We start from the raw sequence: 19,247 nt of genomic DNA, 5'->3' as shown, positions 1-19,247 counted from the left end.
CCGTGCAAGACCTGCTCCTGCTGATCCACCGCATGCCTTATCCGCCCAACAAGGGCGACAAGATCCGGTCGTACCACTTGCTCAAGCACCTGTCGCAGAGCTACCGCGTGCACCTGGCCACCTTCGTCGACGATGCCGACGACTGGCAGCACGTGCCGCGCGTCGAAGCGATGTGCGCCGGCAGCCACTTCGCCAGGCTCAATCCCTTGGCGGGCCGCGTGCGCAGCCTGGTTGGCCTGATGGCCAACGAGTCGCTGTCGCTGCGCTACTACCAGGACGCCGGCATGCGCGACTGGGTCGCCAGGACCATGGCGGCCAACCCGATCAGCCGCATCGTGGTGTTCTCGTCGCAGATGGCCCAGTACGCCGAGCCGTACGGCGACGCGCGCCGCGTGGTCGACTTCTGCGATGTCGATTCCGACAAGTGGCGCCAGTACGCCGACAACAAGCGCTGGCCGATGAGCGCCCTGTACCGCCACGAGGCGCGCCAGCTGCTGCGCTACGAGCGCAAGGTGGCCGCCGAGTGCGACGCCTCGCTGTTCGTGTCCGACCCCGAAGCGGAGCTGTTCCGCCAGCTGGCGCCCGAGAGCCGCGCCAAGATCGGCTTCTTCAACAACGGCGTCGACACCGACTACTTTTCGCCGCTGCGCAGCTATGACAGTCCGTACAAGGACGGCGAGCGCGCGCTGGTGTTTACCGGCGCCATGGATTACTGGCCGAACGTCGACGCGGTGCAGTGGTTCGCGGCCGAGGTGTTCCCGCAGCTGCTGACCAAATTCCCCAAGGCGCGCTTCTACATCGTGGGCGCGCGCCCGAGCCCCGCGGTACAGGCGCTGGCGCAGAACCCGGGCGTGGTCGTCACCGGCACCGTGCCCGACGTAAGGCCGTACATCGCCCATGCCGAAGTGGCGGTGGCGCCGCTGCGCGTGGCGCGCGGCATCCAGAACAAGGTGCTCGAAGCGATGGCGATGGCGCGCCCGGTGGTGGTGTCGCCGCAGGCGCTCGAAGGCATTCAAGCGGTGCCAGGCACCGACCTGGTGCTGGCCGACGGTGCGCAGGCGTTTGCCGCGGCCGTGTCCGAACTACTCAACCAGGCCGACGGCGACCTGGGCCCGTCGGCGCGTGCGGCCGTCGAGAGCCTGTACAGCTGGCCGAGCAACCTGGCGCGCATCGATGCGAGGCTTGAATGTACCTGAACCCGTCGTCCACCCTGGTGAACGCACCGCGCTCGCGCCTTGACGGCGCGGCCTGGGTGCTGATCGCGCTGGCGTTCCTGTCGCCGTTCGTGCTGTTCTTCGACACCGCGCGCTCGGTGGTCTCGATCTGGAACACCTCGGAGACCTTCGCCCACGGTTACGTGATTTTGCCGATCGCCCTGTGGCTGGCATGGCGCCGCCGCGCGGTGTTCGAGGCATTGCCGCCGCAGCCGTTCTGGCCCGGCCTGGTGCTGCTGCTTGGCGCCGGCGCCGGCTGGATGCTGGCCGGGATGGGCGAAGTGCGGGTGGTGCAGCAGTTCGCGCTGGCCGCGATGATCCCGCTGGTGGCGCTGACCGTGTTCGGCCCGCGCCTGGCGAAGGAGTTCACCTTCCCGCTGCTGTTCGTGCTGTTCGCGGTGCCGTTCGGCGAAGTGTTCATTCCGCCGCTGATCGAATTTACCGCCGACTTCACCGTCTGGGCGGTGCAGCTGACCGGCATCCCGGTGCTGCGCAACGGCACCCGCTTCGAACTGCCAACCGGCAGCTGGTCGGTGGTCGAAGCCTGCAGCGGCGTGCGCTACCTGATTTCGTCGTTCACGCTGGGCTGCCTGTACGCCTACCTGACCTACCGCTCGACCACCCGCCGCCTGGTTTTCATCGGCTTCTCGATCCTGGTGCCGATCATCGCCAACGGACTGCGTGCCTACATGATCGTCATGATCGGCCACACCAGCGGCATGACCATGGCGGTCGGCGTCGACCACCTGATCTACGGCTGGGCGTTCTTCGGCGTCGTGATGTTCATCCTGTTCTGGGTCGGCAGTTTCTGGCGCCAGGACCACCTGCCTGAAGCCATTCCGGCGGCCAGCGCCGCGCGCGGCCCGGTGCCGCTGGCGCCGATCGTTGCCGCCGCCTTCGCTGCGATGGCGATCTGGCCTGCGCTGCTGACCTATCTCGACCGCGCCGCCTACAACCCGGCGCCGGTGGTGCTGGAAGCGCCGGCATCGCGCTGGGCGCCCGGCCAGGACTTCAGCTCGTGGCGCGCCGCCTACCAGGAGCCGGATGCCCGCTACAACGGCGTGTTCCTGGCACCTTCCGGCTCGACCCCGGTGGCGCTCGACGTGCTGTACTACCGCAACCAGACCCGCGACAAGGCCTTGATCACATCGGTCAACCGGCTGACCGCTTCTAAGGATGCGTTCCACGAAGTGGGCTCCTCGGTACGCACCGAGAAGGCCGGCGAACGGACCATCGCAGTGCGCGAAGCACGCATGCGCGGTCCGCGCGGCACCTTCATCGTATGGCACTGGATGTGGATCGATGGCCGCGCCACCACCAGCGCCTATGCCGGCAAGATGTGGCAGGCCGGCGCCAAGCTGATGATGCGCGGCGACGACGGCGCGGCAGTGATGCTGTCGGCCCCGTACACCGAGAGTCCGGACGAGGCGCGCGCCGCATTGCGCTCGTTCCTCAACGAGAATTTCGCCGCGGTGGAAGCCGCGCTGGCCAAGGCCCGGGGCGCGCAGTGAGCAGCTTGACGCAAGCGCCGCTGGTGGTGCACCTGATCTACCGGCTCGACTTCGGCGGGCTGGAGAACCTGATGGTCGAGCGCATCAACCGCATGCCGGCGCAAGCCTACCGGCACGCGATCGTGTGCCTGACCGGCTATACCGATTTCTCGAAGAAGATCAGCCGTCCGGACGTGCAGATCTACTCGCTCGACAAGCAGCCCGGCCTGTCGCTGGGCACCCACGCCGCGCTGTGGAAGCTGCTGCGCCGCCTCAAGCCGGCCATCCTGCACAGCTATAACCTGTCGGCGATCGAGTACGCGCCGGCCGCCATCCTGGCCGGCGTGCCGATCCGGATCAACGGCGCCCATGGCCGCGACCATGACGACCCGCACGGCACCAACCGCAAGCACAATGCGCTGCGCCGGGCGATGCTGCCGTTTTACGACTGCTGCTACGCCAACTCGGCCAGCATGTTCGACTGGAACCGCGATGTGATCGGTGTCCCGGACCATAAAAGCCGGATGCTGCCGAACGGGATCGACTCGGACAAATTCCATCCACGCGCCGCGGGGCAGGGCAGGGCGCTCGACGTGTTCGCGCCTGACGCCATCGTGATCGGCGCGGTTGGCCGCATCCAGGACGTCAAGGACCACGCCACCCTGGTGGCGGCCTTCATCGTGCTGCGCGAACGCCTGCCCCAGCTGCGCGCGCAGCTGCGCCTGGCGATTGTCGGCGACGGCCCGCTGCTGGCGAAGCTGCGTGCGCAGGCCGCCGCGGCCGGCATCGAAGACGCGGTGTGGCTGCCCGGATCGCGTACCGATGTCGCCGATATCTTGCGCAGCATCGACATTTTCGCCATGAGTTCGATCGCCGAGGGCACCCCCGGCTCGGCGCTCGAAGCCATGTGCACCGGCCTGCCGGTAGTGGGCACCCGCGTCGGCGGCCTGCCCGAAGTTATTGAAGACGGTGTGACCGGCGCGCTGGTGCCGGCCTCCGACCCGCAGGCGATGGCCGCGGCGCTTGAGCGCTACGTGCTCGACGCGGCGCTGCGCGCCGCGCACGGCGAAGCCGGGCGCATGCGGGTCCATCGCAAATACAACATGGCGGCGATGGTCGCCGCCTATCAGTCGCTGTACGACAGCTTGTGCGAACGTAAGACCAAATTCAGGAATCAGGTTAAATCATGTGTGGAATAGTAGGAATTTTTGACACGCGCGGCGCGCGTGCGATCGACCCGGCGCTGGTAAAGCGGATGAACGAGACCCAGCATCACCGCGGTCCGGACGAAGGCGACGTGTACACCGAACCTGGCGTGGGCTTCGGCCACCGCCGCCTGTCGGTGATCGATATCGCCAGCGGCCAGCAGCCGATGTTCAACGCCGCCGGCGACGTCGGCGTGGTGTTCAACGGCGAGATCTACAACTACCCGGAACTGACCACCGAGCTCGAGCAGCTCGGCTACGTGTTCCGCACCCGCAGCGATACCGAGACCATCGTGCATGCGTGGGAAGCCTGGGGCGAAGAATGCGTGCACAAGCTGCGCGGCATGTTCGCCATCGCTGTCTGGGACCGCAAGGCGCAGACCATGTTCATGGCGCGCGACCGCATGGGCGTCAAGCCGTTCTTCTACGCCGAACTGCCGGACGGGATGTTCATCTTCGGCTCCGAGCTGAAGTCGCTGCGCGCCCACCCTGGCTTGCCGCACGCGATCGACCCGCAGGCGGTCGAGGAATATTTCGCCTACGGCTATGTGCCGGAACCGAAAACCATTTACGCCGGCGCCAAGAAGCTCTCGCCAGGCTACTGCCTGACCGTGAAGATCGGCCAGCCGGTGCCGCAGCCGAGGCAGTTCTGGGATGTGCCGTTCAAGCTGCACCACGCGATGACCGAATCGGACGCCAAGGGCGAGCTGGTCGAGCGCCTGCGTGAAGCGGTCAAGATCCGCCTGAAGGCCGAAGTGCCGCTGGGCGCCTTCCTGTCGGGCGGCGTCGATTCGAGCGCGGTGGTGGCGATGATGGCTGGCCTGAACAAGGACCCGGTCAACACCTGCTCGATCGCGTTCCAGGAAAAGGCCTTCGACGAGTCGCAGTACGCCGAACAGGTTGCCAAGCAGTACAAGACCGACCACGTCACCGAGACCGTCGAGACCGACGACTTCGCGCTGCTCGACACCTTGGCCGACCTGTACGACGAGCCGTATGCGGACAGCTCGGCGATCCCGACCTACCGCGTGTGCCAGCTGGCGCGCAAGCGCGTGACCGTGGCCCTGTCGGGCGACGGCGGCGACGAGAACCTGGCCGGCTACCGCCGCTACCGCTACGCGATGGCCGAAGAAAACGTCCGCTCGCGCATTCCGGAAGGGATGCGCAAGATGGTCTTCGGCCCGCTCGGCAAATACTATCCGAAGGCCGACTGGGCGCCGCGCGTGTTCCGCGCCAAGACCACCTTCGAAGCGCTGTCGCGCGACCTCACCGAGGGCTATTTCCATGGCGTGTCGCTGATGTCCGACGCGATGCGCGACCGTCTGTTCTCCGACCGCTTCAAGGCTGGCCTGCAGGGCTACAGCGCGGTGGAAGTCATGAAGGGCCATGCCGCCAAGTCGCCGACCGACGATCCGCTGTCGATGGTGCAGTACCTCGACATGAAGACCTACCTGCCGGGCGATATCCTGACCAAGGTCGACCGCGCCAGCATGGCGCACGCGCTCGAAGTGCGGGTGCCGCTGCTGGACCACAAGCTGGTCGAATGGATCTCCGGCCTGCCGCCGGAGATGAAGCTCAAGGGCAGCGAAGGCAAGTACATCTTCAAGAAATCGATGGAGCCCTACCTGTCGGAAGAGATTTTGTACCGCAAGAAGATGGGCTTCGCAGTGCCGCTGGCGGAATGGTTCCGCGGCCCGCTGCGCCAGCGCGTGCGCGAATCGCTGCTCGGTTCGACCCTGGCCGACACCGGCATCTTCAACACCGCGTTCCTGGCCGAGATGGTGGAACAGCACCAGAGCGGACGGCGCGACTACAGCGCCCCGATCTGGTCGGTGCTGATGTTTGAAGCCTTCTTGCGCAAAGAAGCGAACGGAGAATGAGCGTGGGCAAACCAGAAAATATCGGCGCCATCACCGGCAAGCCGCTGCGCGTGCTGCACGTGCTCGACCACTCGATCCCGCTGCACAGCGGCTATACCTTCCGCAGCCGCTCGATCCTGCAGCAGCAGCGCGCGCGCGGCTGGGAAACCCATCACCTGACCGGCTCCAAGCAGGGCAGCGCCAGCGCCTCGAGCGACATGGTCGACGGCCTGATGTTCCATCGCACCGCGCCGGAAACCGGCCTGATGTCGCGCCTGCCGGTGCTGAACCAGAAGGCCGTGATCGACGGCCTGGCGGCACGCCTGCTGCCGCTGGCGCAGCAGATCAGGCCGGACGTCATCCACGCCCATTCGCCGGTGCTCAACGCGGTTGCCGCGCTGCGCGTCGGCCGCCGCCTCGGCATCCCGGTGGTCTACGAAATCCGCGCCTTCTGGGAAGACGCGGCGGTCGACCATGGCACCAGCCGCGAGTGGGGCCTGCGCTACCGGCTCACCCGCGCGCTCGAGACCTGGGCCTTGAAGCGGGTCGACGCGGCCTTCACGATCTGCGAAGGCCTGCGCGCCGAGATCGTCGGGCGCGGCATCCCGTCATCCAAGGTGACGGTGATCCCGAACGCGGTCAATATCGAAGACTTCAGCACCGACGGCACCCGCGACGAAGCGCTGGCCGTGGAGCTGGGCATCGTCGGCAAGCCGGTACTGGGCTTCATCGGTTCGTTCTACGCCTACGAAGGCCTGGACGTGCTGCTGCAGGCGCTGCCCGAGATGCTGAAGGTGAACCCGGACGTGCGCGTGCTGCTCGTTGGCGGCGGTCCGCAGGACGCCGCGCTGAAAGAGCAGGCGCGCACGCTGGGCGTGGCCGACAAGGTGATCTTCACCGGCCGCGTGCCGCACGACCAGGTGCAGCGCTACTACAACCTGGTCGACATCCTGGTGTACCCGCGCCTGAAGATGCGCCTGACCGACCTGGTCACGCCGCTCAAGCCGCTCGAAGCGATGGCCCAGGGCCGCCTGCTGGTGGCGTCCGACGTCGGCGGCCACAAGGAACTGATCGACGACGGCAAGACCGGCGTGCTGTTCGCCGCCGGCGACCCGAAGCAGCTGGCCGTCAAGGTGCTGGCGCTGTTGTCGGAGCCGCAGCGCTGGCCTGCGCTGCGCGCGGCTGGCCGCAACTTCGTCGAGCAGGAACGCAACTGGCGCGCCAGCGTCGCACGCTACCAGGCGGTGTACCGCGGCCTGGTCGGCAAGGAAATCGCAATTGGCTGAACATGCTTTAAAAATCGGCCTGGTCGGGCCGCTGCCGCCGCCGTCGGGCGGCATGGCAAACCAGACCGAACAACTTGCCCTGCTGCTGTCGGGCGAGGGCTGCACGGTCGACCTGATCCAGGTTAACGCGCCTTACCGCCCGGCCTGGGCCGGCCGCATCAAGGGCGTGCGCGCGCTGGCGCGCATGCTGCCGTACATCGCGACCCTGTGGCGCAGCGCCGGCCGGGTCGACCTGATCCATGTGATGGCCAATTCCGGCTGGTCGTGGCACCTGTTTGCCGCGCCGGCGATCTGGATCGGCGCCCTGCGCGGCTGCCCGGTGGTGGTCAACTACCGGGGCGGCGAAGCGGGCACCTTCCTGGCCAAGTCGCTGGCGTCGGTGCGTCCGAGCCTGCAGCGCGCATCGGCACTGGTGGTGCCGTCGGGCTTCCTCGAGTCGGTATTCGGCCAGCATGGCATCGGCACCATCGTGGTCCCGAACATCATCAATCTCGAGCGCTTCAACAGCGACCGCGCACCAGCCGAAACGCTGGATGCGCCGCGCCTGCTGGTGGCGCGCAACCTCGAACCGATCTACGACAACGGCACCGCGCTGCGCGCCTTCGCGCTGGTGCTGGCCAGGCATCCGGGCGCGCGCCTGGTGGTGGCAGGCTCCGGCCCGCAGCGCGCCGAACTCGAACAACTGGTCACCGACCTGGGCATGGGCCACGCGGTCAGCTTCACCGGCCGGGTCGACAATGCCGGCATGGCCGCGCTGTACCGCGACGCCGACATCATGCTCAACCCGAGCACGGTCGACAACATGCCGAACTCGGTGCTGGAAGCTCTGGCCAGCGGCGCGGTGGTGGTCAGCACCAATGTCGGCGGCGTGCCGTTTTTGGTCGATCACGACAAGACCGCCTTGCTGGTGCCGCCGCGCGATCCGCAGGCGATGGCCGACGCGGTGCTGCGCGTTACCGATGAACCCGGGCTGGCGGCGCGCCTGCGCGACTCCGGCCTGCGCTACGTGCAGCAGTACGCATGGGCCGGCGTCAAGCCGCGCCTGATGGCGGTGTACCGCTCCGTACTCAAACCCGGCACCCCGAAAATGGCGACCAACCCATGATGACCGCAAAACCTGGCAGCGCCAGTCCGTACACCCGCGTCGTCGCGGGCATGCTGTTCCCGCTGCACGAATTGATGAAACGCCACAGCACCGTGTCGGTGCGCCGCGCGATGGAAAAATCGCAGTGGTGGCCGGCCGCCCGCCTGCGCGAGCTACAGCTCAAGCGCCTGCGCGCGTTGCTGACGCGCGCGCAAACCAAGGTGCCGTACTACCGCGAGCTGTTCGAGCAGATCGGCTTCGACCCCGCGCGCGACCTGAAAACCATCGACGACCTGGCGCGTCTACCGCTTCTCGACAAGCCGATCATCCGCGCCAACAGCGACCGCATGCGCGCCGACGACGCGCGCGGCCTGGCACGCTTCAACACCGGCGGCTCCAGCGGCGAGCCGCTGGTGTTCTACATCGGCAAGGAGCGGGTCAGCCACGATGTCGCCGCCAAGTGGCGCGCCACGCGCTGGTGGAACGTCGATATCGGCGATCCCGAGATCGTGGTGTGGGGCTCGCCGATCGAGCTCGGCGCCCAGGACAGCGTGCGCGCGGCGCGCGACAAGATGCTGCGCACCTCGCTGCTGCCCGCGTTCGAGATGTCGGAAGCGAAGCTGGACGGCTTCCTGGACGAGATCCAGCGCCGCCGCCCGCGCATGCTGTTCGGTTATCCGTCGGCGCTGTCGCACATCGCGCGCCACGCCAAGGCGAAGGGCCGGCGCATGGACGACCTGGGCATCCGGGTCGCCTTCGTGACCTCCGAACGCCTCTACGACGAGCAGCGCGCGCAGATCTCCGGCACCTTCGGCTGCCCGGTGGCCAATGGCTACGGCGGGCGCGACGCCGGCTTCATCGCGCACCAGTGCCCGTCGGGCAGCATGCACATCACCGCCGAGGACATCGTGGTCGAGACCATCGACAGCGAAGGCCGCCCGGTCCCTGCCGGCAGCGCCGGCGAGATCGTGGTGACCCACCTGGCCACCGGCGACTATCCGTTCATCCGCTACCGCACCGGCGACGTCGGTGTGCTCGGCACCAAGCAGTGCAGCTGCGGGCGCGGCTTGCCGGTGCTGCAGGAGATCCAGGGCCGCAGCACCGACTTCCTGGTCACCCAGGACGGCGCGGTCATGCACGGGCTGGCGCTGGTCTACATCCTGCGCGACCTGCCGCAGGTGAAGTCCTTCAAGATCATCCAGGAGAGCGTCGATCACACGCGCGTGCAGGTGGTCAGCGACACGCCGCCCGACACGGCGCTGCGCGCCACCATCGAAGCGGGCTTCAAGAAGCGCCTCGGCGCGGGCGTACAAGTGGACATCGAACCGGTCGAAGCAATCCTGCCTGAAAAGTCGGGCAAATTCCGCTACGTGGTCAGCAAGGTCGACGCCACTGCGGCGCGGGCCTGAGCGGTGACGGCGTAAAAAAACCAGGCGATGCCTGGTTTTTTTACGCTATGCCCAGACGTCGTGCCCGCGCAGGCGGGCACCCATTCCGGCGATGCGGTGACCACGATAAGGCTATTCACCACTCGGCTACAGTATGGATTCCCGCATGCGCGGGAACGACGTATCGAATTCCACACTTAGGGGCGACATCGCCTGGAACATTAAGCCTGTTCGTGCTGCTTGAACCACTGCTCCATCATCATCAGCACCCAGACCATGGTGCCGTGGTAGCCGGCGTGCTCGGACAGGTGCTGTCCCACCAGCTGGTCGATGAAGGCAGGGCGCACGATGCCGCGCTGCTTCAGGTCGGTCAGGCTGTCCATCGCCAGCTGCTTGAGCGGCTGGTGATGCTGCAGCCAGACGCCGAACGGCAGGCCGAAGCCGTGCTTTTGCTTGTTGATGATTTCGTCCGGCAGGAAGTCGCGCAGCGCCTCCTTGAAGAAGTAGCGCAGCTTGGTGCCATTGAGCTTCTGCTTGGCGGTCAGGTGGCCGGAAAACGCCACCATGTCGTCCGACAGGAAAGGGAAGGCGACATCCATGCCGGCCAGCTCGCACGAGCGGATCACTTTCGGCAGGTCGTTGTCGGCCAGCGTGACCTTGAAGTCGAGCGCCAGCATGCGGTTGATCAGGCTTGCCGCCTCGTTGCCGCCGTAGTCGCGGCGCAGGCTCTCGAGCGGGCCGTTGGTATCGGCGTTCGCCAGGAAGGCGTCGGTGAACACCTGGCTCGGACCGTAGCGGCCAAGCAGGTTGTAGGTCTCGAGGCGCGCCGGCATCGGCACCGATGCCTGCTCGATGTAGCTGCGCGCCTTGCGGATCAGCTTGATGTGCTCGCCGCCCGGGAAGTTGAAGACGGCCGGTTCCAGTAGCGCACGGCGCAAGAGCCCGGGGACCTTTTCGTATTTCTCGAACACGTGCTGCTTCGAATAGCGCTCGTTGCCGCCGAACAGTTCATCGCCGCCGTCGCCGCCCAGCATGCGGGTGATGCCGTCGGCACGCGCCATGCGCGCGCAATAGAACGCCGGCAGCGCCGAAGCGTTGCCGAATGGCTGGTCGAATACCGCCGCCACCTTCGGGATCGCGTCGACGACGTCGTCGGGCGTCACATAGTATTCATGGTGGCTGGTGCCGAAATGGCGCGAGGCCAGGCGCGCGTACTCCATCTCGTCGTAGCCTTCGGCTTCGAAACCGATCGAGTAGGTGTTGGCCGGCTTGCCGCCCACTTTGGTCAGCACGCCCGCGATGGTGGAGCTGTCGGTGCCGCCGCTGAGGAAGGCGCCGGCCTCGCTGCCGGCCGCCGCGTCGCGCACGCCGCTCTCGAGCAGCCGCATGAATTCCTGTTTCAGGTCCGCGAACGGACGCTCAGGGCGCTCGTCGAACGTCATGCGCCAGTACTGGTGCTTCTCGACGCGGCCCTGGCGGTAGCGCAGGTATTCGCCAGGCACCAGCCGCTGCTGGTTCTGGAACACCGTGCCCGGACCCGGGATCATGTGGAAGTAGACGTAGTTGTACAGGCCCTGGTGGTCGAGCACCGATGGCGTGGCCGGATGGCGCACGATCGAGTCGGCCGAGGAGCCGAACACCAGCGCTTCGCCGGCGACCTGGTACGCCATGTTGCCGACGCCCATGCGGTCGATGGCCAGCAGCGCTTCGCCGGCGTCGTCGTCGACGATGCACAGCGAGAACGAGCCGTTCAGGCTGGCGCACAAGGCGTCCGGATCGCGCCGCCAGGCCTGGGCGATGCCCGCGGCGACGCTCTCGGCGCCCTGGCCGATGGCCTTGTTCGGAATGCCCCACAGGGCGACCATCAGGCCATCGCGCTGGAACACGTGGCTGGTCGCTTCGCTGGCGACGATGCCGACAGCGCTCTTGCGGCCTTGCATGCTCTGCAGCGGGGCGCCATGAAAGCGCGCCAAAGGCGCAGCCATCTTTTCAATGACCGCCCGGTTATCGGTGGCGCTGGCGCCGTATCCGATGAATCCACACAAGCCGCTCATTGCTGCAACCCCATCATTTTCGGCATGACTTACTCGCTAATTAATTCGTTAAACAAAAACCAATGACACACTCTGTACATTTTACCAATTAATTGCTAAAGCATAATTTCAATTGCGCTCGGGTGTCCCAGGAAGGCTACAGGACTGGCCGAAAGGCCGTAAGCGCCTGACTGAAATACAACAACCAGGTCGCCGGCGTCGGCTTTGGCCAGGTCCATCTGGTCGGCCAGCAGGTCGAGCGGGGTGCACAGCGGACCGACCACGCTGGCCGTTTCGCGCTCGCCGCCGGCCATGCGGTTGCCGATCGCGACCGGGTAATTCTTGCGGATCACCTGGCCGAAGTTGCCCGAGGCTGACAAATGGTGGTGCAGGCCGCCGTCGGTTACTAAATAGACCTGGCCGCGCGAGACCTTGCGCTCGATGACCCGGGTGACGTACACGCCGGCTTCGCCGACCAGGTAGCGCCCAAGCTCGATGACGACCTGGGCCTCCGGCAGCGCGGCTTTGGCCAGCGGCAGCAGGCGCGCCAGGTTGTCGCCCACCGGCGCCAGGTCGAGGCGCTGCTCGCCGGGGAAGTAGGGGATGCCGAAGCCGCCGCCGATGTTCAGGGTCAGCACCGGCGAGGGCGCGTCGGCGGCCAGCCGCTCGGCCAGCGCGAAGGTCTTGTCGTGCGCTTCGCAGATCGCCTCGGCCTTCAGGTTCTGCGAGCCCCAGAAGATGTGGAAGCCTTCGAAGCCCAGTCCGAGGCGGCCGATCTCGCCAAGCATGGCCGGCACCCGCTCGGCGTCGACGCCGAACTGCTTCGGTCCGCCGCCCATCTTCATGCCCGACGATTTGAGTTCGAAGTCCGGATTGACCCGCACCATCACCTTCGGGCGCAGGCCGAGGCGCGCGCCGATGGCGGCGATGCGCGCCATCTCGCCTTCCGACTCCATGTTCAGCACCACGCCCGAGGCGATCGCGCACGACAGGTCGGCGTCGCTCTTGCCCGGACCCGCAAAGCTGACGTGGTTCGGGTTGACCGGGGTGTCGAGGGCAGTGCGCAGCTCGCCGCCGGAGGCGACGTCGATGCCGTCGACCAGCGTGGCCATGTGCTGGACCACCGCCGGCATCGGGTTGGCCTTCATCGCGTAGTGCAGGTGGATGCCGGCCGGGAGCTGGGCGCGCAGTTCGGCCGCGCGCGCGGTCATCGCGGCGCGGTCGTAGGCATAGAAGGGCGTGCGGCCGGCGCGTTCGGCCAGGCGGGTCAGTGCGATGCCGCCGACCTGCAGGCAGTCGTCGACCACCGCGAACTGGGTCAGCGGCGCATGCGGGCGGCTCATGGCGTCCCTCCGGTGAAAGCGTTGGCGTGGTCGGTGGCGAGCTGCTTGCGGTCGAATTTGCCGTTCGGGTTACGCGGCAGCGCTTCCGTGGAGACCACAATCTTGGACGGCACCATATAGGCGGGCAGCTGGCGCTTGCAGTGCGCCAGCAGTTCGGCCTCGGTGATGCTGGCGCTGGCCACCAGCACGATGGCCTGGCCCAGCGCCGGGTGCGCGGCGCCGAACGCCACCACTTCCAGTACGCCGTCGATAGCGCAGGCCACTTCCTCGACCTCGGTCGGGCTGACCCGGTAGCCGGAGGTCTTGATCATCTCGTCGTTGCGGCTGATGAAGTACAGGTAGCCTTCCTCGTCGATCCGCACGGTGTCGCCCGACCACACCGCCAGTTCAGCCAGCGGCAGGCCGGCGTCGACCGGCCGCAATGGGCGGAAGCGTTCGGCGGTACGGGCCGGGTCGTTCCAGTAGCCCAGCGAGACCAGCGCGCCGCGGTGTACCAGTTCGCCCGGTTCGCCCGGCTCGCAGTGGCTGCCATCCGGGCGCAGCACCATCACCTGGGCATTCGGAATCGCCTTGCCGATCGAGTCGGGACGGCGGTCGAGCTGCTCGGGCGGCAGGTAGGTCGAGCGGAATGCTTCGGTCAGGCCGTACATTAAATAAGGCGTCGCCGCCGGCAGCACCTGGCGCAGCGCGTCGAGCGTCGGCCTTGGCATCGCGCCGCCGGAATTGGTCAGGTAGCGCAAGCTGCATCCGGCCGGCCACGGCAGGCGCGCCAGCTGCATCCACAGCGACGGTACGGCGGCCAGGCCGGTGATGCCTTCGGCCTGGACCGCGTCGAGTATGTCGCGTGGCAACAAATAATTGATCAAGACCGCGCTCGCGCCGACGCTGAACGCGGTGGTCAGCTGGCTCAGGCCATAGTCGAAACTGAGCGGCAGCACCGCCAGAATCCGGTCTGCCGCCGTATTGTGGAGGTAAGAGGCAACGCTTTCGGCGCCTGCGACCAGATTTCGGTGCGATAAAACAACGCCTTTCGGGCTGCCGGTGCTGCCCGATGTATACAAGATGGCGGCGATATCGGCGTCGATGCGCGCCGGGTGCGCCGCTGAGGCCGGGTGCGCGACAAAGTCGTCCCAGCCGATGACGGTGACGTGGGCGGGCAGGGCGGCGCGTTCGCCGGTGCCGGTGACGACCACCAGTGCCAGGTCCCCGCAACTACCAAGCGCCGCAGCCAGGGTGCGCAGGCGCGCGCTCGAGGTCACCAGCACGCGGGCCTGGCAATCGGCCAGGATGTGCGCCACTTGTGGCGGCTTTAGCTGGGGATTGAGGGGGACGAACACGCCGCCGGCGCGGCTGGCGCCAAACATCGCGCTGACGTTTTCCAGGTTTTTATCGAGGTAGACGGCGACCCGGCCGCCCGCCGGCAAGCCGTGCGCGGCCAAGCCGGCGGCGACCTGGTCCAGTTGCGCGGCCAGGCCCGCGTACGAAATCCGCGCGGCGCCGTCCACCAGCGCCTCCGCGCCGGGCGTCAGGCGCGCCGATCGCAGGATGAAATCGTGGATTAACTGGGTCATCAAATACCTTTTCCGTGGACACAGCCGCGTACGATTCTAACGTAGCGACGTTTCAAGAATGCTAAAAATGCGCTATTGTTCGGGACGGCATCCATTCTATCGGGAAATTTGATTTCGCCTGTGGAAGAATGCCAGAGCGTAAAGTATTTTGACTGTTGATTACCCCCCTGGATTTGTTATGAGAGACATTGTCCTCACCCTGATTATTGTCTCCCTGCTGCCCCTGATATTCAGGCGGCCCCATATCGGCATCATGATGTGGGTCTGGATCAGCGTGATGAACCCGCACCGCCTGACCTATGGCTTCGCTTTTTCCTTCCCGTGGGCGATGCTGATCGGCGGGATTACGCTGTTTTCGCTGGTGATGACGAAGCAGCCGAAGTCGCTGCCGATGACGCCCATCGTCAAGACGGTCATCGCCTTCGCGCTATGGATGTGCGTGACGACCGCGGCCGCCTTCTTGCCCGAGCAATCGCTGGAGATGCTCGAAAAGGTCATGAAGATCCTGCTGATGACGCTGGTGACCATCATGCTCGTACGCACCAAGGACCAGCTCCACATGCTGCTCTACGTCATGTGCGGCTCGCTCGCATTCTACGGCGTCAAAGGCGGATTGTTTACCATCCGCAGCGGCGGCGGCGAACGCGTGTGGGGACCGCCGGACAGTTTCATTTACGGTAATAACGAGGTCGCGCTGGCCTTCGTCACCATCATCCCGCTGATGTATTACATTCTGCGGCGCCAGACCAACGTCTGGCTGCGCTGGGGCGTGCTGATCGCCATGCTGCTGTGCGGCCTGTCGGCGCTCGGTTCGTATTCGCGCGGCGCCCTCATTGGCATTGCGGCGATGGTCATCGTGCTGTGGCTGCGCAGCCCGCGCAAACTGAAGTCGGGGCTGGTGATGGCAATCGCCATTCCGTTCGCAATCAATTTCATGCCGGCCAAATGGACCGAGCGGATGGACACGATCACGACCTACAAGGAAGATGCATCGGCCATGGGCCGGGTCAACGCATGGGTCATGGCGTTCAATGTCGCCAAGGATGACCCCCTGACCGGCGGCGGCTACATTACCTGGACTCCGGCCATTTTCGCAATGTATGCGCCCGATCCGACCGACGTCCACGTCGCCCACAGTATTTACTTCCAGGTCATGGGCGAACACGGCTTCGTCGGACTGGCGCTGTACCTGTTGCTCGCCTTCCTCACCTGGCGCCGCGCGGCGTGGATCCGGCGCACCTGCAAGCAGAGGGAGGACCTGGCATGGGCCGCCGAACTGGCGTCGATGATCCAGGTCAGCCTGATCGGCTTCGGGGTCGGCGGCGCGTTCCTGAGCCTGGCCTACTTCGACATCCCGTATTATGTGATGGCGATGGTTGTCATTCTCGGGCGTATCGTCGAGGAGACGATTGCCAAGGATGCGCCGGTCGTCAAGCGCGCCGGTGCGCCGCTGACGCCGCTGCGCAATCCAGTCCCAAATTACCACTGAACCGGATCTCACGAATGCCGTTTGCGGGATCAACTTCCATCGCCGTGCCAGGCCGCAGGGATTCCCTGCTTCACTCGCTCGCCAGCCGCCTGCTGATGCAGGCGGTGGTGGCGACCAGCCTGAGGAACCGGCTGTCGATCCTGATTTACCATCGCGTGCGTCCGGAAGCGGATCCGCTGTTCCCCAGCGAGCTCGATGCGGCGCGCTTCGATGAGCAGCTGACCCAGCTCGGCCAGGCGTTTACGATCATCTCGCTGAGCCAGGCCGTTGAAGGCCTGCGCAAGGGCACCCTGCCGCGCGGCGCAGCCTGCATCACGTTCGATGACGGCTACGCCGACAATGTCGAAGTGGCGCTGCCGATCCTGCTCAAGCACGGCATTTCAGCCACCTTCTTCCTGGCGACCGGTTTCCTGAATGGCGGGCGCATGTGGAACGACAAGGTCATCGAAGTGATCCGCACCGCGCCCGATTCGCTCGACCTGCGCAGCCTGGGCTACGGCCAGCTGACGCTCGACACGGTGAAGGCGCGCCAGGACGCGATCGACATGCTGCTCGAATCGCTCAAGTACCTGCCGTTGGCGGCGCGCGAAGCCCAGGTCGACCGCCTGTGCGGCATGCTGCCGGACGGCCCGCCGGGCGACCTGATGATGACTTCGGCCCAGGTACGTGCGCTGCACCAGGCAGGGATGGAAATCGGCGCGCACACGGTCAACCATCCTATCCTGTCGAACATGTCGCCCGACGCGGCGCGCGAGGAGATTGGCGGTTGCAAGCGCCAGCTCGAGGACATCACTGGCGCGCCGGTACGCTGGTTCGCTTACCCGAACGGCAAGCCGCACCGCGACTACCGCGCCGAGCATGTCGAGATGGTCAGGGCCGCCGGTTTCGAAGCGGCTGTGTCGACCGCCTGGGGCGCTGCCGCGCCGCGGGCCGACCTGTTCCAGCTGCCGCGCTTTACGCCGGAGGGCGCAGGCCAGCTGCGCTTCACCTTGCGCATGATCCAGAACCTGACCCGCACGGTCAACGCGGCCTGACCGGCCGGCGCCATGCCCAGCCACGCTCAACCCTTCCCGAGGGCGCAGGTGCCGGTGACGCCGGTGCTATCTTGCTCCGCACTGCTTGGCGCACGCGCGCCGCACATCAGCGCCATGACCGATACCGGCGCGGTGCGCCTTGTCACCAGCGGCCGCATCGCGCTGGCGCTGGCCATGCGCGCGATCGGCCTGAAGCCGGGCGAGCGCGTGCTGGTGCCGGCGTACCACAGCCTGTCGATGATTCCGCCGATCGTGGCCGCCGGCGCCGTGCCAGTGTTTTACCGGATACGCGCCGATGCCTCGGTTGATCTCGACGACATCGCCGGCAAGCTGGCCGGTGCGCGCGCACTGGTGGCGGTCAACTACTTCGGGTTTCCCCAGGACCTGGCGGCGATACGCGCATTCTGCGACCGCCATGCGCTGGCGATGGTCGAGGACTGCGCCCACAGCTTCTTTGGCGCCAGCGCCGGCCAGCCGCTCGGGTCGTTCGGCGACTACGCGATCGGCAGCAGCATGAAGTTTTTACCGATCTACGAGGGCGGCTGCCTGGTCTCGGCGCGCCACAGCCTGGACGCGGTGAGTCTTGATTCCGCCGGGCGCGGTTTCGAACTGAAGGCGGCGCTTGCCGCCGTCGAACGGGGCGTGGAATACGGCCGCCTGCCGCTCGCGCGCCTGCCGCTTGCCCTCAAGGCGCGGCTCTGGAACCTGCTCAAGCGCAGGAAGGACGGCGCCGCACCGGCTGCCGCCATCACGCCGTCATCGTCCGACAGCAGCTACGACTTCGATCCGCGCTGGTTGAACAAGCGCTCGGCGCTGTTTTCGCGGCTGGTGCTGCGGTTTGCCGCGCGCGGGCGCATTGCCCAGCGCCGGCGCGCCAATTACCTGGCACTTGAGGCGGCGCTGCGTGATGTGCCGGGCATGCCGCCGCTATTCGCCGAGCTGCCTGCCGACGTGTATCCGTGGGCGTTTCCGGTTATCGCGGCCGAACCTGAGCGGATGTTCGCGCCGCTGAAGATGGCTGGCGTTCCGGTAATCCGCTTCGCTGAAAAGCTATGGCCCGGGGTTGATTCCTCGGTGTGCCAGCATAGCGCCGACCTGTCGCGCCGCGTGTTCGGTTTCCCATGCCATCAGGAGCTGTCGAAGGCCGAGCTGGACTGGATGATTGCGACTATCCGTTCCGTGGTGGGCGCCAAATGAAATGGACCATCGCCCCGGCGGCGTCGTTCGCCCAGTATGCGTCGCAGTGGCGGGCGCTGAACGCGGCCACGCTGGCCACGCCGCTGCTGGAGCCGGAATTTGTCACGCCGCTGCTGGCGCATTTTGGCAAGGATGAAGTACTCGCGCATTGCGAGCACGGCGGCGAGACGGTCGCGATGGCGCTGCTGACGCGGCGCCGCGCTACGGCCTGGGAAACCTTCCAGCCGTCGCAGGCGCCGGTCGGCATGTGGCTGCAGCAGCCCGGCCTCGACACCGCCGCGCTGATGGCGGGACTGATGCGCGCCTTGCCCGGCGTTCCGCTGGTGGTGAGCCTGCTGCAGCGCGATCCAGCGCTGGAAACGCGGCCGGCGGGCGCTGGCGCGCTGTCGACGATGGACTATATCGCCACCGCGCGCGTGACGGTGGCGGGCAGTTTCGACGACTACTGGGCGGCGCGCGGCAAGAACCTGCGCGCCAACCTCAAAAAGCAGCGCACCCGTCTTGCGCGCGAAGGCATCGCCACCCGCATCGACGTGGTGACCGGGGCCAGTGACGCGGCGGCGGCGATCGACGATTACGCGCGGCTGGAGCAATCGGGCTGGAAGGCCGGCCAGGGCACCGCGGTGCATACATCGACCGCGCAGGGCCGCTTTTATCGCGCGCTGTTCGAGTCGGCCTGCGCGCGCGGCGAGGGCCGCATCTACCGTTACTGGTTTGGCGACCAGCTGGTGGCGATGGACTTGTGCCTGGCGGTGAACGGTACCGTGATCATCCTCAAGACCGCATATGACGCGGCCGCGCCGCAAGGCCTGTCGCCGACGCTGCTGATGCGCGAAGAGCAGTTCCGCGCGCTGTTCGACGGCGGCGCGGTGCGCGCGATCGAGTTCTATGGCAAGGTGATGGAGTGGCACACCCGCTGGACTGATGAGGTACGTACGATGTACCATGTCACCGCGTTCCGCTGGCCTGTCCTCGGCGCCCTCAAACAACTCCTGAAAGCCCGTCCGCGGCGCCAGGCAGCGCGGCCGGATACCGGCCCCGCTTCAGACTGAAG

General features: G+C 66.6%; 14 protein-coding genes. 11 read left to right on the top strand and 3 right to left on the bottom strand.

Translation table 11 applies throughout. From position 1 onward, the window contains the following. Positions 1 to 2: 2 nt before the first annotated feature. Genes I4X03_RS02410 through I4X03_RS02380 form a run of 7 tightly spaced genes read left to right on the top strand, consistent with a single transcriptional unit; the run spans position 3 to position 9,547 of the window. Entirely contained in the window at positions 3 to 1,196 is a 1,194-nt protein-coding gene (locus tag I4X03_RS02410) for a TIGR03087 family PEP-CTERM/XrtA system glycosyltransferase (RefSeq protein ID WP_223465076.1), read from the top strand. Then, positions 1,187 to 2,725, top strand: a complete 1,539-nt coding sequence (xrtA, locus tag I4X03_RS02405; protein ID WP_223465074.1) for an exosortase A — start codon at positions 1,187 to 1,189, stop codon at positions 2,723 to 2,725. Before I4X03_RS02410 ends, xrtA begins: the two co-directional genes overlap by 10 nt. Next, a complete protein-coding gene (locus I4X03_RS02400; RefSeq protein ID WP_223465063.1) occupies positions 2,722 to 3,903 on the top strand; it encodes a TIGR03088 family PEP-CTERM/XrtA system glycosyltransferase in 1,182 nt (393 codons plus the stop codon). Before xrtA ends, I4X03_RS02400 begins: the two co-directional genes overlap by 4 nt. Further along, positions 3,891 to 5,789 (top strand): XrtA/PEP-CTERM system amidotransferase, encoded by a 1,899-nt coding sequence (locus I4X03_RS02395; RefSeq protein ID WP_223465061.1) that lies wholly within the window; start codon positions 3,891 to 3,893, stop codon positions 5,787 to 5,789. Before I4X03_RS02400 ends, I4X03_RS02395 begins: the two co-directional genes overlap by 13 nt. Before the next feature lie 44 nt (positions 5,790 to 5,833). Next, positions 5,834 to 7,054, top strand: coding sequence for a TIGR04063 family PEP-CTERM/XrtA system glycosyltransferase (locus tag I4X03_RS02390; RefSeq protein WP_223466229.1), 1,221 nt, complete (start codon positions 5,834 to 5,836; stop codon positions 7,052 to 7,054). Further along, complete coding sequence (locus I4X03_RS02385; protein ID WP_223465057.1) at positions 7,047 to 8,159, top strand: glycosyltransferase family 4 protein; 1,113 nt, start codon at positions 7,047 to 7,049, stop codon at positions 8,157 to 8,159. Before I4X03_RS02390 ends, I4X03_RS02385 begins: the two co-directional genes overlap by 8 nt. Beyond that, a complete protein-coding gene (locus I4X03_RS02380) occupies positions 8,156 to 9,547 on the top strand; it encodes a phenylacetate--CoA ligase family protein (RefSeq protein ID WP_223465056.1) in 1,392 nt (463 codons plus the stop codon). Before I4X03_RS02385 ends, I4X03_RS02380 begins: the two co-directional genes overlap by 4 nt. A 200-nt stretch (positions 9,548 to 9,747) precedes the next feature. Here the strand turns inward: I4X03_RS02380 and I4X03_RS02375 are convergent, their stop codons facing one another. The 3 genes from I4X03_RS02375 to I4X03_RS02365 form a co-directional block, all read right to left on the bottom strand. Then, on the bottom strand, positions 9,748 to 11,580 hold the full coding sequence (locus I4X03_RS02375; RefSeq protein WP_223465047.1) for an asparagine synthetase B family protein: 1,833 nt from the start codon (positions 11,578 to 11,580) through the stop codon (positions 9,748 to 9,750). 95 nt (positions 11,581 to 11,675) lie between these two features. Beyond that, a complete protein-coding gene (locus tag I4X03_RS02370; RefSeq protein ID WP_223465046.1) occupies positions 11,676 to 12,902 on the bottom strand; it encodes a pyridoxal-dependent decarboxylase, exosortase A system-associated in 1,227 nt (408 codons plus the stop codon). Continuing rightward, entirely contained in the window at positions 12,899 to 14,473 is a 1,575-nt protein-coding gene (locus tag I4X03_RS02365; protein WP_223465037.1) for an acyl-CoA ligase (AMP-forming), exosortase A system-associated, read from the bottom strand. Before I4X03_RS02365 ends, I4X03_RS02370 begins: the two co-directional genes overlap by 4 nt. A gap of 178 nt (positions 14,474 to 14,651) precedes the next feature. On the opposite strand from I4X03_RS02365, the gene I4X03_RS02360 reads away from it, so the two are divergent. The 4 genes from I4X03_RS02360 to I4X03_RS02345 are packed head-to-tail and all read left to right on the top strand — an operon-like array spanning position 14,652 to position 19,245. Next, positions 14,652 to 15,962, top strand: a complete 1,311-nt coding sequence (locus I4X03_RS02360) for a putative O-glycosylation ligase, exosortase A system-associated (protein WP_223465034.1) — start codon at positions 14,652 to 14,654, stop codon at positions 15,960 to 15,962. A 14-nt stretch (positions 15,963 to 15,976) separates the two neighbouring features. After that, positions 15,977 to 16,996, top strand: coding sequence for a polysaccharide deacetylase family protein (locus I4X03_RS02355; RefSeq protein ID WP_223465022.1), 1,020 nt, complete (start codon positions 15,977 to 15,979; stop codon positions 16,994 to 16,996). A 12-nt stretch (positions 16,997 to 17,008) separates the two neighbouring features. Further along, positions 17,009 to 18,193, top strand: a complete 1,185-nt coding sequence (locus I4X03_RS02350; protein WP_223465016.1) for a DegT/DnrJ/EryC1/StrS family aminotransferase — start codon at positions 17,009 to 17,011, stop codon at positions 18,191 to 18,193. Beyond that, positions 18,190 to 19,245, top strand: a complete 1,056-nt coding sequence (locus tag I4X03_RS02345; protein WP_223465015.1) for a GNAT family N-acetyltransferase — start codon at positions 18,190 to 18,192, stop codon at positions 19,243 to 19,245. The genes I4X03_RS02350 and I4X03_RS02345 overlap by 4 nt, the downstream gene beginning before the upstream one ends. Positions 19,246 to 19,247: the final 2 nt, after the last annotated feature.

It is taken from the genome of Massilia soli (assembly GCF_016809835.1).
Lineage (GTDB): Bacteria > Pseudomonadota > Gammaproteobacteria > Burkholderiales > Burkholderiaceae_D > Telluria_A > Telluria_A soli.
This window is presented reverse-complemented; position numbering and strand designations above follow the sequence as displayed.

What these genes read in the sequence shown, in the direction of transcription:
- I4X03_RS02355 (WP_223465022.1), top strand. Translation starts at nt 15,977, where the DNA reads ATGCCGTTTGCGGGATCAACTTCCATCGCCGTGCCAGGCCGCAGGGAT.
- xrtA (WP_223465074.1), top strand. Translation starts at nt 1,187, where the DNA reads ATGTACCTGAACCCGTCGTCCACCCTGGTGAACGCACCGCGCTCGCGC.
- I4X03_RS02395 (WP_223465061.1), top strand. Translation starts at nt 3,891, where the DNA reads ATGTGTGGAATAGTAGGAATTTTTGACACGCGCGGCGCGCGTGCGATC.
- I4X03_RS02345 (WP_223465015.1), top strand. Translation starts at nt 18,190, where the DNA reads ATGAAATGGACCATCGCCCCGGCGGCGTCGTTCGCCCAGTATGCGTCG.
- I4X03_RS02380 (WP_223465056.1), top strand. Translation starts at nt 8,156, where the DNA reads ATGATGACCGCAAAACCTGGCAGCGCCAGTCCGTACACCCGCGTCGTC.
- I4X03_RS02365 (WP_223465037.1), bottom strand. Translation starts at nt 14,473, where the DNA reads ATGACCCAGTTAATCCACGATTTCATCCTGCGATCGGCGCGCCTGACG.
- I4X03_RS02360 (WP_223465034.1), top strand. Translation starts at nt 14,652, where the DNA reads ATGAGAGACATTGTCCTCACCCTGATTATTGTCTCCCTGCTGCCCCTG.
- I4X03_RS02375 (WP_223465047.1), bottom strand. Translation starts at nt 11,580, where the DNA reads ATGAGCGGCTTGTGTGGATTCATCGGATACGGCGCCAGCGCCACCGAT.
- I4X03_RS02370 (WP_223465046.1), bottom strand. Translation starts at nt 12,902, where the DNA reads ATGAGCCGCCCGCATGCGCCGCTGACCCAGTTCGCGGTGGTCGACGAC.
- I4X03_RS02350 (WP_223465016.1), top strand. Translation starts at nt 17,009, where the DNA reads ATGCCCAGCCACGCTCAACCCTTCCCGAGGGCGCAGGTGCCGGTGACG.